The sequence below is a fragment of the Pengzhenrongella sp. genome (assembly GCF_036565025.1).
Classification (GTDB): Bacteria; Actinomycetota; Actinomycetes; order Actinomycetales; family Cellulomonadaceae; genus Pengzhenrongella.
The window spans coordinates 1-16,121 of the sequence record NZ_DATCNW010000310.1; the positions used below are offsets into that span (position 1 = coordinate 1).

Annotated in this window: 12 protein-coding genes; 9 read left to right on the forward strand and 3 right to left on the reverse strand. The window is 71.9% G+C overall.

Features of this window, described 5'->3' with window-relative positions; genetic code table 11:
• Positions 1 to 177: 177 nt before the first annotated feature.
• The gene (locus VIM26_RS17885; RefSeq protein ID WP_331953647.1) at positions 178 to 813 is read right to left on the reverse strand and encodes a vitamin K epoxide reductase family protein; all 636 of its coding nucleotides are present in this window, start codon (positions 811 to 813) and stop codon (positions 178 to 180) included.
• A 310-nt stretch (positions 814 to 1,123) separates the two neighbouring features.
• Between VIM26_RS17885 and VIM26_RS17890 the strand changes: the two genes are divergently transcribed.
• The 5 genes from VIM26_RS17890 to VIM26_RS17910 all read left to right on the forward strand — a co-directional run bounded on the left by VIM26_RS17890 (position 1,124) and on the right by VIM26_RS17910 (position 8,875).
• Positions 1,124 to 1,867, forward strand: coding sequence for a nucleoside triphosphate pyrophosphatase (locus VIM26_RS17890; RefSeq protein ID WP_331953648.1), 744 nt, complete (start codon positions 1,124 to 1,126; stop codon positions 1,865 to 1,867).
• A gap of 159 nt (positions 1,868 to 2,026) precedes the next feature.
• Positions 2,027 to 3,805 (forward strand): acetyl/propionyl/methylcrotonyl-CoA carboxylase subunit alpha, encoded by a 1,779-nt coding sequence (locus VIM26_RS17895; protein WP_414696517.1) that lies wholly within the window; start codon positions 2,027 to 2,029, stop codon positions 3,803 to 3,805.
• Positions 3,806 to 3,816: 11 nt separating this feature from the next.
• Positions 3,817 to 4,344 (forward strand): NUDIX hydrolase, encoded by a 528-nt coding sequence (locus VIM26_RS17900; protein ID WP_331953652.1) that lies wholly within the window; start codon positions 3,817 to 3,819, stop codon positions 4,342 to 4,344.
• A gap of 199 nt (positions 4,345 to 4,543) precedes the next feature.
• Positions 4,544 to 7,795 (forward strand): EAL domain-containing protein, encoded by a 3,252-nt coding sequence (locus VIM26_RS17905; RefSeq protein WP_331953654.1) that lies wholly within the window; start codon positions 4,544 to 4,546, stop codon positions 7,793 to 7,795.
• Between the two features lie 204 nt (positions 7,796 to 7,999).
• The gene (locus VIM26_RS17910; RefSeq protein WP_331953656.1) at positions 8,000 to 8,875 is read left to right on the forward strand and encodes an aminotransferase class I/II-fold pyridoxal phosphate-dependent enzyme; all 876 of its coding nucleotides are present in this window, start codon (positions 8,000 to 8,002) and stop codon (positions 8,873 to 8,875) included.
• 24 nt (positions 8,876 to 8,899) lie between these two features.
• On the opposite strand, the gene VIM26_RS17915 is transcribed toward VIM26_RS17910, so the two are convergent.
• Both VIM26_RS17915 and VIM26_RS17920 read right to left on the reverse strand, forming a co-directional pair.
• Positions 8,900 to 9,799, reverse strand: a complete 900-nt coding sequence (locus VIM26_RS17915; RefSeq protein ID WP_331953658.1) for a DUF4190 domain-containing protein — start codon at positions 9,797 to 9,799, stop codon at positions 8,900 to 8,902.
• 138 nt (positions 9,800 to 9,937) lie between these two features.
• Positions 9,938 to 11,764 (reverse strand): putative bifunctional diguanylate cyclase/phosphodiesterase, encoded by a 1,827-nt coding sequence (locus VIM26_RS17920; protein WP_331953660.1) that lies wholly within the window; start codon positions 11,762 to 11,764, stop codon positions 9,938 to 9,940.
• A 212-nt stretch (positions 11,765 to 11,976) separates the two neighbouring features.
• Here VIM26_RS17920 and efeU point away from each other — a divergent pair, with 212 nt between their 5' ends.
• The 4 genes from efeU to VIM26_RS17940 all read left to right on the forward strand — a co-directional run bounded on the left by efeU (position 11,977) and on the right by VIM26_RS17940 (position 16,083).
• Entirely contained in the window at positions 11,977 to 12,843 is an 867-nt protein-coding gene (gene efeU / locus VIM26_RS17925) for an iron uptake transporter permease EfeU (protein ID WP_331953662.1), read from the forward strand.
• A 29-nt stretch (positions 12,844 to 12,872) separates the two neighbouring features.
• Entirely contained in the window at positions 12,873 to 14,069 is a 1,197-nt protein-coding gene (gene efeO / locus VIM26_RS17930; RefSeq protein WP_331953664.1) for an iron uptake system protein EfeO, read from the forward strand.
• A 3-nt stretch (positions 14,070 to 14,072) separates the two neighbouring features.
• Positions 14,073 to 15,500: an iron uptake transporter deferrochelatase/peroxidase subunit gene (efeB, locus tag VIM26_RS17935; protein ID WP_414696516.1), complete on the forward strand. Its 1,428-nt coding sequence runs from the start codon at positions 14,073 to 14,075 to the stop codon at positions 15,498 to 15,500.
• 85 nt (positions 15,501 to 15,585) lie between these two features.
• Entirely contained in the window at positions 15,586 to 16,083 is a 498-nt protein-coding gene (locus VIM26_RS17940; protein ID WP_331953666.1) for a hypothetical protein, read from the forward strand.
• The last annotated feature ends 38 nt before the right edge of the window (positions 16,084 to 16,121 follow it).

A 16,121-nucleotide genomic window follows, 5' to 3' on the forward strand; every position in this document is an offset into this window, starting at 1 on the left:
TGCACAGAGCGCTGCACTGACGTCGAGCAGCAGGCCGGGCAGCGGGTCGTCAGCGCGCGTCAGCAAGCGCGGGTTCGCCACACCGCCGAACTCGGAGGTTTCTGCCGAACTCGGACACTGCAGTGTCCGAGTTCGACGCAAGCCTCCGAGTTCGGCGAGGGGCCGTGCGGCGGGGGGTCAGCCGAAGACTGCGGCGCCGTACTTCAGGAGGATGAGGGCGATCAGCAGGACCAGCCAGGCGGCGACGATGTAGACGTCGCTGTCGCTCTTGACGATCTCCAGCGCCTTGCGCTCGAGGGCGGCGGGCAGCAGCAGGTTGCCCTCGCGCAGGTTGAAGTGCGTCAGGCTCCAGAACACCAGCGTGGTGGAGAGCGTGATGAGCAGGCACCACGGGCACAGCGCATTGATCACGAGCATCGACTGCGAGAACAGCCAGTAGGCGAAGATCAGCCCGCACGTGTAGACGACCTGCGCGGAGAGCATGAACCAGCGCGGGAAGCGGACCCCGCCGAGGCTCGCGACGGCGACCGTGATCACGACCGACTCGGCGATCAGCCCGAGGAACGCGTTCGGGAAGCCGAGCAGGCTCGCCTGCCAGGTCAGCCCGACCTTCCCGCAGCTGATCACCGTATTGATGTCGCAGGTGAGGGCTGCGGAGGGGTCCTTCGCGAGCGTGATCGCGTCGACCGAGAGCACGAACGAGGCGAGCAGGCTCAGGCACGCCGAGAACAGCATCGTGGAGAAGATCCAGCGGTCGGAATGGCGCAGCCTGTGCAGCCTGCTCCCACTCTCCTGCGTCACCTGGGTCACCATGCCCTCTTCCCTTGCCCGCCCGCGGCCCCGCGCCGCTGGTCGGTGCTCAGCCTAAATGGCACCGGGCGCCGTCGGCGGCGAAACGATCCAGCCCGCCGCACCCCCGCGCACCCACCCCGCCACCCCAACCCCGTCACCACAACCCGCCACCTAACCCAGCCACCTAACCCGTGATGTCCGAGCGTTAACGTCCTATAGGACGTTAACGCTCGGACATTAGGGTTTTTGGGGGGTGGACATAGCGGTTTTGGGGGGCTCGAGGGTGGAGGTTCTGGGGCTTTTGGGTTGGGCTCGCGTACGCTCACCCGCCGTGACCCGACTCCTGCTGGCCTCCGCCTCCCCCGCCCGACGTTCCACCCTCGCCGCAGCGGGTATCGATGCCCTGGTGGAGGTGTCCGGGGTCGATGAGGACGCCGTGCTCGCGGCCGCCGCCGAGCGGTTCGGCACTCTCGATCCCGCCGACGCCGTGCTCGTCCTCGCGCAGGCCAAGGCGCAGTGGGTCACCGAGCACCGCGCCTCGCCCGACGACGACGACGCGGCCGACAGCGGCGACGCGGCCGACGACGGCGATACCCCCGACGGCGACGACACCGGAGAGCCCGGCGACACCGACCTCATCGTGCTCGGCTGCGACTCGATGCTCGAGCTCGACGGGGAGATCCTCGGCAAGCCGACCGACGCCGCCGACGCCACCGCGCGCTGGCGGAACATGCGTGGTCGCTCGGCGACGCTGCACACCGGGCACTGGCTGATCGACGACCGCGACCCGGCCGCGGGCGGGACCGGCGGGACCCTCGGGGCCACGTCGTCGACCGTGGTGCACTTCGCGGACCTGTCCGACGCCGAGATCGATGCGTACGTCGCAACCGGTGAGCCGCTCGCGGTCGCGGGTGCGTTCACGGTCGACGGGCTCGGCGGAGCGTTCGTCACGGGCGTCGAGGGCGACTACCACGGCGTCGTCGGGCTCAGCCTCCCGCTGCTGCGCGAGCTGCTCTCGGAGCTCGCCGTGACCATCCCCGACCTGTGGCGCCCGACGACGACCGTTGTGCACTGAGCACACCGAAGGTCCGCGCGAGGGCATCAAGGACCGCTGTCCTTGTAGGTTTCCTCCAAAAGCCCTGCGAAACCTTGCGTGGATCCCCAGTCTTGTCTCGCCGCGCGGGCGAGGGTGAACCGCAGGGACGTGGGCGCGTTACGGTGAGCCGTGCCCGCCATTACGAAGGTCCTTGTCGCCAACCGCGGCGAGATCGCCGTCCGGATCATCCGGGCCTGTCGAGACGCGGGCCTCGGCTCGGTGGCGGTGTATGCCGACTCCGACCGCGAGTCCCAGCATGTCCGCCTCGCCGACGAAGCGTTCGCGCTCGGCGGGATGCGTGCCGCGGAGACCTACCTGGACATGGCCAAACTGCTCGACGTCGCCCGCCGGTCCGGCGCCGATGCGGTGCACCCCGGCTACGGCTTCCTCGCGGAGAACGCCGCGTTCGCCGCCGCGGTGATCGCCGCCGGCCTCACCTGGATCGGGCCGCCGCCGTCGGCCATCGAGTCGCTCGGGGACAAGGTCAGCGCGCGGCACATCGCCCAGAAGGCGGGTGCGCCGCTCGTCGCGGGCACCCCGGGCCCCGTCGAGGGCACCGCCGAGATCCACGCGTTCGCCGCCGAGCACGGCATGCCGATCGCCATCAAGGCCGCCTTCGGCGGTGGCGGCCGCGGCCTGAAGGTCGCCCGCACCGTGGACGAGATCGACGAGATGTTCGAGTCGGCCGTGCGCGAGGCCACCGCCGCGTTCGGCCGCGGTGAGTGCTTCGTCGAGCGCTACCTGGAGAACCCGCGGCACGTCGAGACGCAGTGCCTCGCGGACCAGTTCGGGGCCGTCGTGGTGGTCTCGACCCGCGACTGCTCGCTGCAGCGCCGCCACCAGAAGCTCGTGGAGGAGGCCCCCGCGCCGTTCCTCACCGACGCCCAGAACGAGGCGCTGCTCACCTCGTCCGTGGCGATCCTGCGCGAGGCCGGCTACGTCGGCGCCGGCACCTGCGAGTTCCTGGTCGGCCTCGACGGCACCGTGTCGTTCCTCGAGGTGAACACCCGCCTGCAGGTCGAGCACCCGGTGACCGAGGAGGTCTCGGGGATCGACCTGGTCCGCGAGCAGTTCCGGCTCGCCGCCGGGGAGCCCCTCGGCTACGACTCGGTCGCCACCCGCGGGCACTCGATCGAGTTCCGGATCAACGGCGAGGACCCGGCCGCGAACTTCCTGCCGCGCCAGGGCCGGATCAGCACGCTGCGGCTGCCCACCGGTCCGGGGGTTCGGGTGGACTTCGGCGTCATCGAGGGCGACAGCATCTCGGGCTCGTTCGACTCGATGCTCGGCAAGCTCATCGTCACCGGCACGACCCGCACGCAGGCGATCCAGCGCGCCCGCCGCGCGCTCGCCGAGCTCCAGATCGCCGGTGTACCCACCGTCGTGCCGTTCCACCGCGCGGTGCTCGAGGAGCCCGCGTTCGTGCCGGCCGACCCCACGGCGCCATTCACGGTGCACACCCGCTGGATCGAGACCGAGTTCGCCCACCGGCTCCCGACGCTCACCTCGGCCACCGAGTCCGACCCGGAGTCGCAGGACGAGGAGCCCGCACTGACCGAGCGCGTCGTCGTCGAGGTCGGCGGCAAGCGCCTGGAGGTCGTGATCCCGGCGGGCCTGTCCCTCGGGCGCGGCCGCGGCAACGGCGCCGGGGCCCGGCGGCCGGTGCGCCGCGCGCCCACCAAGTCCGCCTCCCAGGCGTCGGGCACGATGCTCTGCTCGCCCATGCAGGGCACCATCGTCAAGGTCGCCGTCGCCGACGGCGCGCAGGTCGTCGAGGGCGACCTCGTCGTGGTGCTCGAGGCAATGAAGATGGAACAACCGCTGCTCGCACATCGCGCCGGAACCGTCACCGGCCTCGCCGCCGGAGTGGGCGCGAGCGTCGGCGCCGGCGGCGTGATCTGCGACATCGTCGGCTGACGGGTTCTTCGGTGCCGCCCGAGGCCGGCACCCCGGACGACCCGGGCCGCCACCACCACCGGCACCCGGGCGACGGCTGGGTCGAGTGCCACCAGGGCCACCGGCACTGGGGCCTGCACGGCGCGGCCGGCCTGCTGCTCGCCCGCCGCGCGCACGACGGCGAGCTGGACGCCGTCGTGCTCCAGCACCGGGCCCTGTGGAGCGACCAGGGCGGGACCTGGGGGTTTCCCGGCGGGGCGCTGGCCCCGGGTGAGTCCGCGCAGGACGGCGCTCTGCGCGAGGCTGCCGAGGAGGCCGGCGTCCAGGCCGTCGCGGTCCGGGTGCTGGACTCCAAGGTGCTGCTCGACCACGGCAACTGGACCTACACCACCGTGCTCGGCGAGGCGCTGAGCGTGTTCGAGCCGGCGGCGACCGACGCGGAGAGCCTCGAGGTCGTGTGGGTCCCGCTCGACGACGTCGAAGGGCTTGACCTGCTGCCCGCATTCCGCGAGGCGTGGAAGAACGAGCTGCTCCCGTACCTCAAGGGTGTGCGGCCCTAGCACCTGCGCAGGCATCTGCGGCGTCGAACGGGTGAAACCGTTCCCTCGAACGTGGGCTCAATCGTCGCAACCTCCCGAAAGGGCCGTATCGTCGCAGGTGGTACTACTGATCCACGGTCCGGAATCACCCAGAAAGTGTGATTTGTCTCCGGCGAGAGCGGTGCCGCTGCGGAAGATCGCAGGTCAGCAGGGGGCGCTCATGGGAGTCACGACACCACCGGCTCGTCAGTACTTTCGTGCTGCGCGCCGTCCGCCGGCCCAGGCCCGGGTCGATGCCCGGGCAGCCGCCGGCCCCTGGCGCGGGCTGTGGATCGGCTATCTGATCTTCACCGTCACGCTCAGCGCGGTGTTCTTCGTGCAGCCGGACTACCACCTGGTGCTGTGGGCGCCGCTCGGCCTGTCGTCGGTCGCGGCGACCATCTTCGCCGTCGTGCGCTACAAGCCCAGGCACCGGGCGGCCTGGATCCTGCTTGCGGGCGCCGAGCTGAGCTTCATCGCGGGCGACACGGTGTACAACGTGCTCACCCAGCTGATGGGCTACGACAACCCGTTCCCCTCGACCGCGGACGTCTTCTACCTGCTGATGTACGTGCTGCTCGCCGGTGGGATCTACCAGTTCATCCGCGGACGGTCCTCGCCGAGGGACCGCGCGAGCCTGATCGACGCACTGATCATCACGACCGGCGTGGGACTGCTCGCCTGGGTGTACCTGGTCGCGCCGTACTTCCAGGTCCCCGGCCTGACCACCCTGCAGCGGTTCGCCTCGATCGCGTACCCGCTCGGAGACGTGCTGGTCATCGCCATGCTCATCCGCCTGGTCGGCGACGGCGGCCTGCGCGTGCGCTCGATGCAGTTCCTCGTGATCGGGGCGGGCGGGCTGATGGTCGCCGACGTCCTGTACGGCGCGAGCCAGCTGAACGAGATGTGGCACGTGGGCGGCCCGGCCGACGGCGGCTGGGTGATGTTCTACGTCGCGTGGGGCTGCGCCGCACTGCACCCGTCGATGGTCCGGCTCGGCCAGACCCCGCCGCGGCACGGCGCCCTCCGGGTGGGCCGATGGCGCCTCGCCGGGCTCGCCTCGGCGGGCCTCATCGCTCCCGGCATCGTGTTCGCCGAGTCGCTCACCGGCTCCCGCGCGGACGCCCGCACGGTCGCGTCGTTCTCGGCGGTCATCTTCCTGCTCGTCGTCGCGCGGCTGTGGAGCATGCTGGGCGTGCACCAGCAGTCGGTGCGGCGCGAGAGCGCCCTGCGCTCGTCCAGCGAGGCCCTGGTGTCCGCGCAGGGACTGCCCGCGATCTACCAGGCGGCGCTGGCCGCCGTGACCTCGCTGACCGGCACCAGCGGGGTGACGCACGCCGGGATCTTCGAGGCGGGCGACGTCGGCCTGACCTGCGCGGCAGGTTTCGGGCCCCAGCCGGACGCGTCACGGCGCGACGCCCTCTGGCAGGTCGCGGCGGCCGGTGGGGACCTGAGCGCCCCCGGGACGCTCAGCATCTCCGCGCTGCGCTACAACCACGAGGACCGCGGCATGCTCGTCGTGGGCACGACCGCGCCGCTGACGCTCGATCAGCATGCCGCCCTGTCGACGCTCGCCGCGCAGGTGGTGCTGGCGGTGGAGAGCGCGCGCCTGGCCGAGGACCTGCGCGCGCTGCGCAACGAGGAGCTCTTCCGCGGGGTCCTGCAGAACACCTCGGACATCGTCATCATCGTGAACGCGCGCGGCGAGATCACGTTCGGCACGCCGTCGCTCGGCCGGACGCTCGGGCGCGCCGTCGAGGACGTCGTCGGGCACGAGCTGGCCGAGATCCTGCAGGCCGACGACGCCGTCGATGCGATCGCGATGTTCGCGGGGTTCGCGGCCAACCCGACCCAGTCGCAGGCGATGGCCGACTGGCACCTGGCCCGCGACGACGGCACGCTCGTCGCGTTCGAGGTGCTGTCGACCAACCTGCTCGAGGACCCGCGCGTCGCGGGCATCGTGCTGACGATGCGCGACGTCTCCGAACGCCGGGCGCTCGAGGTCCAGCTCAAGCACCAGGCCTTCCATGACGCGCTCACCGGCCTGCCGAACCGTGCGCTGTTCTCCGATCGCGCCGACCACGCGCTCGCGCGGACGTCGCGGCTGGGCTCGGTCGTCGCGATGCTCATGCTGGATCTCGACGACTTCAAGATCGTCAACGACACCCGCGGTCACGCGGCGGGCGACGAGCTGCTGGTGCACGTGGCCACCCGGCTGCGCTCCATCGTGCGCGCGGGCGCCACGGTGTCGAGGTTCGGCGGCGACGAGTTCGCCGTCCTGGTCGAGGACCTCACCGACGTCTCCCAGGCCGAGGCCTTCGCCGAGCGGGCCCTGCACGCGTTCGCCACGCCGTTCACGGTCCTCGGCGAGGACCTCTGGGTCGGTGCGAGCGTCGGCCTGGTGGTCACCGGCGGGCCGCACGATCCGCTGGACATGACCGAGATGATGCGGTGCGCCGATCTCGCGCTGTACGCGGCGAAGGACCTCGGCAAGGGCCAGATCATGCTCTACCACCGCGGGCTGAGCACGGCCATGATGGACCGGCTCACCCGGCGGTCCGACCTCGAGCAGGCCCTGGGTGCCGAGCAGTTCGTCGTCCACTACCAGCCGATCGTGCTGATCCGGGCCGGGGAGATCGTGGGCTGCGAGGCGCTCGTGCGCTGGTCGCACCCGACCCGGGGGCTGCTCCCGCCCAAGGAGTTCGTGGAGCTCGCCGAGGAGACCGGCCTGATCGTCGAGCTGGGCGGCTGGGTGCTGGACCAGGCGTGCGCGCAGCTGCGGACCTGGTCCGACGCCGGCCACGCCGGCCTGCGGCTCTCGGTGAACGTGTCCGCCCGCCAGCTGCACGAGGAGGGTTTCGTCGACGTCGTGCGCACCGCGCTCGAGCGGCACCGGATCGACGCCGGGCAGCTCACGCTCGAGCTGACCGAGAGCATCTTCGCCCTGGACGCACCGGTCGTGTCCGACCGGCTGCTGGCACTTCGGGAGCTCGGCGTGAAGATCGCGATGGACGACTTCGGCACCGGGTACTCGAGCCTGTCCTACCTGCAGAAGCTGCACATCGACGTGCTCAAGATCGACAAGTCCTTCGTCGACGGGCTGGGCGAGGCGGGCTCGGACGGCAGCGCGCTGGTCGACGTCATCATCTCCCTCGCCCACTCGCTACGGCTCGAGGTCGTTGCGGAGGGCATTGAGCAGTCCGTGCAGCGCGACGAGCTGTGGTCGATGGGCTGCCGCGTCGGCCAGGGCTACCTGTATGCGCGGCCCGTCGCCGCCGAGAAGATGTCCGAGCTGCTCGCGAGCGCGTCCCCGCTCGGGCCGAAGCCGGCGACCGGCCCCCCGGGGGTCGAGCGGCCACGGCGTGCGGCCCTGCAGGTGGCGACGCAACAGGCGGCGACGCCGCAGGGACCCTCGCGGGACGTGACTCCCTGACCACTCATAAGATGGCATTTGATACGCTTCGATCCAGATTGGTCTCGTTTGCTGTAGAGCACGAGCTGCACTGCGCCCGTCGGGAATGACGCCGTCCGCCGATCCGTCCCGACCGAGCAAGGACTCCCTCCATGGCCCCGTTCGACTCGTCCTTCCTGTTTCCTGGACGGGCAGGCGCACCGCACGATCTACGACGGGTGCATCGTGGCGCGCGGGCTCGGCGCGACCGTGCGCCGGTTCCCGGCCGGGGACCTGGCCGCGTTGGAGGCGATGCTGACCGAGGCCCCGCCGGGGGTGTCGAAGATGATCTGCATGGACGGGGTGAACTCGATGACGGGTAACACCCCTAACCTGGTCGCGTTCGCGGCCCTGGCCCGGGAGCACGGAGCACTGCTGTACGTCGACGACGCGCACGGGTTCGGGGTCATCGGGGAACGCTCCGCCACCGAGGCCAGCCCCTACGGCCACCGGGGGAACTCGATCGTGGCGCACGCCGGGGAGACGTACGACGGGATCGTGCTGGTCGGCGGGTTCTCCAAGGCGTACTCCTCGCTGCTCGCGTTCCTCGCGGTGCCGACTTGGTTGAAGGACCACCTCAAGGTCGCGGCCGCGCCGTACCTGTTCTCGGGGCCGTCCCCGATCGCGTCTCTGGCGACGGTCCTGTCGGGCTTCGACGTGAACGCGGCCCGCGGCGACGCGATCCGCGCGGACCTGCACGCCAAGACCGCCAAGGTCCTGGCCACCACGACCGCGCTGCGCCTGGCGACCCCGAACACCTCCGGGCTGCCGATCATCGAGCTGCCGCTGGCGAACCCGGACGACATCGACGGCGTCGGGCATTTCCTGTTCGACGCCGGCATCTACGTCACCCTGGCCGCCTACCCGCTGGTGCCCCGCTCGGAGGTCGGCTTCCGCGTCCAGATCACGGCCGCCAACGGCGACGACGAGATCGACGAGCTCTGCACCACCCTGCGCGCCCTGGCCGAACGCTTCGAGCTGCAACGACACGCCGAGCTGCCGGCGCAGGGCCGGCGGATCGGGTCCGCGACGCCCGACGCCGAGGTGCGACTGTCCGCGTAAGGACGCCGGCCGCGGCGAGCCGGTTCAGCGGCCGCTGTGGCGCACGCTCCCGCGCATGGTGTGCGAGTCACCCGGAACCACGACGCAGACCGCGCGATGCTCACCGGCGGTCCACTCGGCCCGGTCCGGGAGGAAGAAGTCGTAGTCGTACTCGGAGGAGTCGTAGTCGGTGCCGACGTACGCCGCGAACGCGTCGTAGCACAGGTCGTCGGCGTGCTGTCCGAGCTTGTCGGCGCCCGGCCAGGTGGCTTCGGTGCTGGGTGCCCCGACGAGGTAGACCTCCGCGTAGTGACCCTTGGCGCAGTCGATCTCGGCCGCCGTGCTGTCGTCGCTGCTCGGTTCGAGCAGGCAGCTCCCGACCGTGGTGGAGCCCGCGTTCGCGACCCGTCCGAGGTAGGGGTAGTCCCCACTGCTGGAGAAGGCCCCGAGACTGCTGGAGAAGGCCCCGAGCGCCGCGACGACGATCCCGATGAGCATCCAGACGGATCCCGCGACGATGCCACCGATCGCCATTCCGGCGCCGGCCTGTTGCCGTCGCCGGATCTGCACGAGCGCGGTGATACCCGCACCCAGTGCCACCGGGAAGATCGCCACGATGCCCGTGACGAGCGCGACGATGGCCCAGGGGTTGGTCTTCCGGGGCTCCTGGTCGGGGTAGCTGCCGGGAGCCGACCCGTACGGCTGGGCATAGGGCGTCCACTGCGGCGGCTGCTGCTGCTGCTGGGCGGACCAGGCCGGTGCGGGCGCGTTCGGTGCCTGCGGCTGCGACCAGGCGGGCTGTTGCGGCTGTTGCGACCAGGCGGGGGCCGGCAGCTGCTGCGACGACGGCGTGGTCGGCGGCTGGCGGTACGGGTCGGCGAACCCGTTTGGGGCCGGCGGGCCCGCTGGTTGCGCGCTTGTGGGCTCGCCAAGATAGTCCGTCACGTCTGCTCTCCCCGTACTCGTTCGGGGCGATCAGGCGCCCGGTGGAATCCTGCCAGATCCCACCCCGATGCCGTGCCGTTTTGCCGCCTTCTTGCGCCGTCCGTGGTCACCGCGCCTCGCACGCGTTGCCGGCGGCGGTCAGGCGTCGCTGAGCTCCAGCTCGAGGGCGAGGTCACGGGCCGTCATCGGTCGCGCGAACAGGTAGCCCTGCGCGAGCTCGCAGCCGATGCTGACCACCTCCTCGCGCTGCTCCTCGGTCTCGACCCCTTCCGCCGTGACGTGCATGCCCAGGACGTGGGACAGGCTGGTCACCGCGGCCACGATCGCCGACGACGCGGGGTCCCGGCCGATGTCGGCCACAAAGGTCTGGTCGATCTTGACGATGTCGATCGGGAACCGCCGCAGGTAGGTCAGCGAGCAGTAGCCCGTCCCGAAGTCGTCCAGGGCGAGCCGCACGCCGAGCGCCTTGAGCTCGCGCAGCACCCGCATGGCCCGGTCGCCGTCCTCGACGAGGATGCCCTCGGTCACCTCCAGCACCAGAGCCGCGGGGTCCATCCGGGTCCGCTCGAGCACCCCGGCGACGGTCTTGGCGAAGCCCGGCGCCATCAGCTGCCGGGGCGAGACGTTCACCGACAGGTCGAGCGGGCGGCCGGGGTGGTTGGCGAGCCAGTCGACCCGGTCCCAGCAGGCTCGCTCCAGGACCCACGCGCCGATCCTGGTGATCAGCCCGCTCTGCTCGGCGACCGCCACGGCCGTCGCCGCTGGAATCGGTCCGCGATCCGGGATCGTCCAGCGCAGCAGGGCCTCGACCCCGGTGACGAACCCGTCCTCGGTGCGCACGATCGGCTGGTAGGCGACGGCGAGGTCCGCGTTTGCCAGCGCGACCTGCAGGTCCCGCTCGAGCTGGTTGCGCTCGTGGGTCTCGGCGGCGAGCCGCAGGTCGATCACCTGGTGCGTGCCGCCGCCGCGGCGCTTCGCCTGGTACATCGCCATGTCGGCGTCGAGCACGAGCCCGTCGGTGACCCGCTCGCCCGGACCGGCGTAGGCGATCCCGACGCTGGCCGTCACGCCGAGCGTGACGCCGGAGAGCGAGAACGGTTCCGCAAAGGCCGCGTCGATGCGTCCGGCCAGCAGCTCGACGTCCGACGCGTGCGCCAGGTCCTCGCACAGGTAGACGAACTCGTCGCCGGACACGCGGGCGAGGGTGTCGCCGGGCCGAACCACCTGGGACAACCGCTGCGCGACGGCGACCAGCAGCTCATCGCCCGCGGAGTGCCCGTAGTCGTCGTTGACCCGCTTGAACCGGTCCAGATCGACGAACAGCACCGCGGCCGCCTTGTGCGTCCGCTGGGCCCGCAGCGAGGCGTGCTCGAGCCGCTCCTGCAACAGGACCCGGTTCGGCAGACCGGTCAGCGCGTCGTGCAGGGACCGCTCCCGGAACCACTCCGCAGCCATGTGCGCCTGCGCGCGCGCCTGCGCGTTCAGCAGGTACGCCGCGGCGACGTCGGCGAGGGTCTGCGCCGCGGCCTCGTCCTCTACATCGAGCGCACCCGGGACGTCCCGGTAGAGGTCCAGGGCACCCAGGCGGCCGTCACCGTGTCGCAGCGGGAAGGTGAACACCGCGGCCATGCCCGCAGAGACCGCCGCGGGGGCGAACGTGGGGTAGCGGCTGTCCGAGGCGAGATCGGGCACCGCAACCCGCTCGCCCAGCTCGAACGCCGTGATGCACGGCCCCTCGCCGAGGTCCGTCTGCAGGCGCTCGAATCGGAGCGCCTGCTCGTTGGACGCCGCGATGTACTTCGGGGGCAGGCCGGGCTGGATCAGCGTGACCCCCGCCCCGGTGACGGGCAGCACGTCCACGATGCGCTCGACGAGATGGTCGAGGATCCCCTGGATCGGGAAGTCGGTGAGCATCGTGCGCGCGAAGTCGCTCAGCACGGACGACAGCGTGTCTTCGTGGACCACGTTCCCTCCCCAGCCGAAAGGCACACGTCGCGAGGGTTGTCCGCGAGGACATGGCGACGGCGTGAACTTCACATTACCGAGCGCCGGGCCAACGGTAAATGTCTCCGCGACCCCGGGGTACGCGGGGCACCGGGGTCGTTTGTTAGGTTAGGGTTGCCTCACTTGTTGCCCTCAGAGTGACTGTCCCCGCCGTCCCGCAGAGAGTGATTCCCATGGTGGCGAACTTCCTGATCGGCCTGCGCGAGGGCCTCGAGGCCGCGCTCGTCGTCGGCATCCTGGTCGCGTACCTGGTCAAGTCCGGCCGCCGCGAGGCGCTCGGACAGCTGTGGATGGGCGTCGGGCTCGCGGTCGGCATCTCGCTCGCGTTCGGCGCGGCCCTGACGTTCGGCCCGCGCGGCCTGACGTTCGAGGCGCAGGAGGCGATCGGCGGCACGCTGTCCGTGATCGCCGTCGGCCTGGTCACCTGGATGATCTTCTGGATGGCCCGCACCGCGCGGCACCTCAAGTCGGACCTGACCCGCCGGCTCGACGGCGCGCTGGGCGCCGGGCGCCGGGCCGTGCTCGTGATCGCGCTGCTCGCCGTCGGGCGGGAGGGGCTCGAGACGGCACTGTTCCTCTGGGCCGCCGCACAGGCCGCCGGCTCCTCGACCCGCCCGCTGCTCAGCGCGGCGCTCGGCCTGGGCGCCGCGCTGGCGGGTGGCTGGGCGATCTACCGCGGCGCGCTGCGGCTCAACCTGCGGGTGTTCTTCGCCTGGACCGGCCTCTTCCTCATCGTCGTCGCCGGCGGGGTGCTCGCCTACGGCGTGCACGACCTGCAGGAGGCGGGCCTGCTGCCCGGCCTGAACGAGCTCGCGTTCGACGTCTCGTCGACCATCCCCCCGGCCAGCTGGTACGGGACCCTGCTCAAGGGAGTCGTCAACTTCTCCCCCGCCACCACCTGGCTCCAGCTCGGCGCCTGGCTCGCCTACGTCGCCCCCACGCTGACGGTGTTCGTCGCCGCGGTGTGGTTCGCCGGCGCGAGCCCGCGCCCGACGGCGACGCCGGCGGCCGTCCCCTCGTCGCCCGCTACCGCGTCGTGACCCGCTCGCAGCCTTCTGGAGTCTTCCCGATGCCCCTTCGCCGGACCCTGACCGCCCTGGCGGCCACCGCCCTGCTGCTCCCGCTCGCGGCCTGCTCGGACAACGCCGCCCGGACCCCGAAGGCGGGTGCCGGCGGCGCGCGCACGCTCACCGTGGAATCCTCGGCGGATAAGTGCACGCTCTCCGCGCGCACCGCGCCGTCGGGCCGAGTGGTGTTCACGGTGACGAACTCCGGGTCGGAGGTCACCGAGTTCTACCTGCTCGCGAAGGACGGCCTGCGGATCGTCGCGGAGGTCGAGAACATCGGCCCCGGGATCACCCGCAACCTCGTCATCGCCGCCAAGGCGGGGAAGTACGTGACGGCCTGCAAGCCGGGCATGGCAGGCAAGGGCATCCGAGCCGACTTCACGGTCACGGACTCCGGCAAGCAGGTCGACGCGACCGGCGAGACCGGCGACCAGCTGGCCGCCGCGAGCACGAGCTATGTCGCCTACACGAAGGACCAGACCGAGCAGCTGCTCACGTCGACCAAGGCGTTCGCCGCCGTGTACAAGGCCGGGGACGACGCCGCGGCCCGGGCCGCGTACGCGACGACCCGGGTGCACTGGGAGCGCATCGAGCCGGTCGCGGAGTCGTTCGGCGATCTCGACCCGCGGATGGACCTGCGCGAGGCCGACGTCGAGGCAGGCACGACCTGGACCGGGTGGCACCTGCTCGAGAAGGACCTGTGGGCGCCCGCGCCCGCCGCGAACGGCCAGCAGGCCTACACGCCACTGACGGCCGCAGAGCGCACGAAGTACGCGGACCAGCTGGTCGCGGACACCCAGGAGCTCTCCAAGAGGGTGCACCGCGGCGACTTCGCGCTCACCACCGACCAGATCGGCAACGGAGCGAAGTCGCTGCTCGACGAGGTCGCGACGGGCAAGGTCACCGGCGAGGAGGAGGCTTGGTCGCACACCGACCTGTGGGACTTCCAGGCCAACGTGGACGGCGCCAAGGTGGCCTACGACGGCCTCCGCGACGTCGTGCTGGCCAAGGACCCGCAGCTCGCGGCCTCGCTCGACACGAAGTTCGCGGATGTCCGCAAGTTGCTCGACGCCCAGCGTCACGGCGACGGTTTCAGGACCTACACCGAGCTGTCCAAGGACCAGATCAAGGGCCTCGCCAACGCCGTGGACGCGCTGGGCGAGCCGCTGTCGCGGCTGACGTCCACGGTCGTGGCGTAGGCGATGACGATGGACTCCACGACGCCCGGTGCGGATGTAGCGGACGGCCCGGACCGCGCGAACCCCGGCCCGCGGGGGATCTCGCGGCGCGCGATCCTGGGCCTCGCGGGCGCCGGGGCGGCGGGGCTCGCGGGTGCGGGCGGATTCGCCGTCGGGCACGCGGGGAACGCCGCGGGCGCGGCCGAACCCAGCCGTCCGCGCGACACCTACGCGTTCGGTGGGGCGCACCAGGCCGGCATCGTCACGCCCGCGCAGGACCGGTTGCACTTCGCGACCTGGGACCTGACGACGTCCTCGCGCCACGACGTGATCGACCTGCTGCGCCGGTGGACGGCCGCGGCCGCGCGGATGACCCAGGGCCTGCCCGCGGGCGAGCTCGGCCCCGACGGCGGCCCCTACGACGCGCCCCCGGACGACACCGGCGAGGCGTCCGACCTGACCGCGTCCGGGCTCACGCTCACGTTCGGATTCGGCGGCTCGCTGTTCCGGTCCGCCGACGGGACGGACCGGTTCGGCCTCGCCGGCCGGCGCCCCGCGGCCCTCATCGATCTGCCGCACTTCCCGGGCGACGTGCTCGAGCCGGGCCGCACCGGCGGCGACCTCGCGGTGCAAGCGTGCGCGGACGACCCGCAGGTCGCGGTGCACGCGATCCGCAACCTGTCCCGGCTCGCGTTCGGGACGGCGGCCGTGCGCTCCAGCCAGCTCGGGTACGGGCGGACCTCCTCGACGTCGACCTCGCAGAAGACGGCGCGCAACCTGTTCGGCTTCAAGGACGGCACGGCCAACCTCAAGGCCGAGGACCCTGAGCTCATCACCGAGCACGTGTGGGTCACGGCCGACGGCCGCGGGAGCGACGCGGGTGGCGACACGGGCGACAGCGCGGGCAGCGCCAGTGATCGGGCGGGCAGCGCCGGCGACGGCGCCTGGATGGCCGGCGGCACGTACCTCGTCTCGCGCCGGATCCGGATGACGATCGAGACCTGGGACCGCGGCTCGCTGCGCGAGCAGGAGACGATCATCGGGCGCACCAAGGGCGCCGGCGCACCGCTCTCGGGCGGCACCGAGTTCACCGAACCCGACTTTACGTCCGCGGGGAAGGGCGACGAGCCCCTGATCGCCGTCGACTCGCACGTGCGGATGGCGCACCCGAGCAGCAACCACGGGGCCAGGATGCTGCGCCGCGGCTACAACTACACCGACGGCTCGGACGGGCTCGGGCACCTGGACGCGGGGCTGTTCTTCCTCGCCTACGTGCGCGACCCGCGCACGCAGTACGTCCCCATGCAGACCGCGCTCGCCCGCGACGACGCCATGAGCGAGTACCTGCGCCACACCGGCTCCGGGCTGTGGGCCGTGCCCCGCGGGGTGCCCGCCGGTGCGAAAATGGGCGGGCCCGACGGCGCCTTCGTCGGGCAGGACCTGTTCGCCTGAAACCACCCTCTCGGAGGAACCCCGTGCGCCTGACCCTGCCCCTCGGAGGAGCCACGTGTCTGAACCACCCTCTCGGAGGAACCCCGTGCGCCTGACCCTGCCGTTCACCGAGGCGCGCGAGCTCGCCCTGCAGGGCGGCGCGCTGCCGCCGATCGTGCGCTCCGCGAGCTGCGTGGGCGCGACCATCCGGGCCGAGATCGACCTGCGGGCCGTGCCCGGCGCGCCGCTCGCGGTCCGGGCGCTCGCCGCCGTGGCGCCGATCGTCCGGGTGGATGCCACCTTCCGGGCGTTCGAGCAGGGCCGGGTCACCTTCGAGCTCACGATCTGGGCCGCGGCCGTCCCCGTGCACCGGCTGCTGAACCAGCTGACCGGGGTGCTCAACGGGGCGCTGCGCGGTCGGGGCCTGCCCGACGGGCTCGTCGTCGTCCACCAGGGCCTGCGCGGCGAACCGGTCGCGGTCGTCGACCTGCAGGCCGCAGTAGCCCTGCGGGCCGACGGCGTCACGCTGACGGACTTCGCGCTCGCAGACGGCGCCGTCGAGCTCGAAGCCTCGATCGCCGGCTTCGCCCTCCGCGAGCTCTAACCCCGCGCAGCCACGGCGGCAGACGGCCGCCGCCTGCC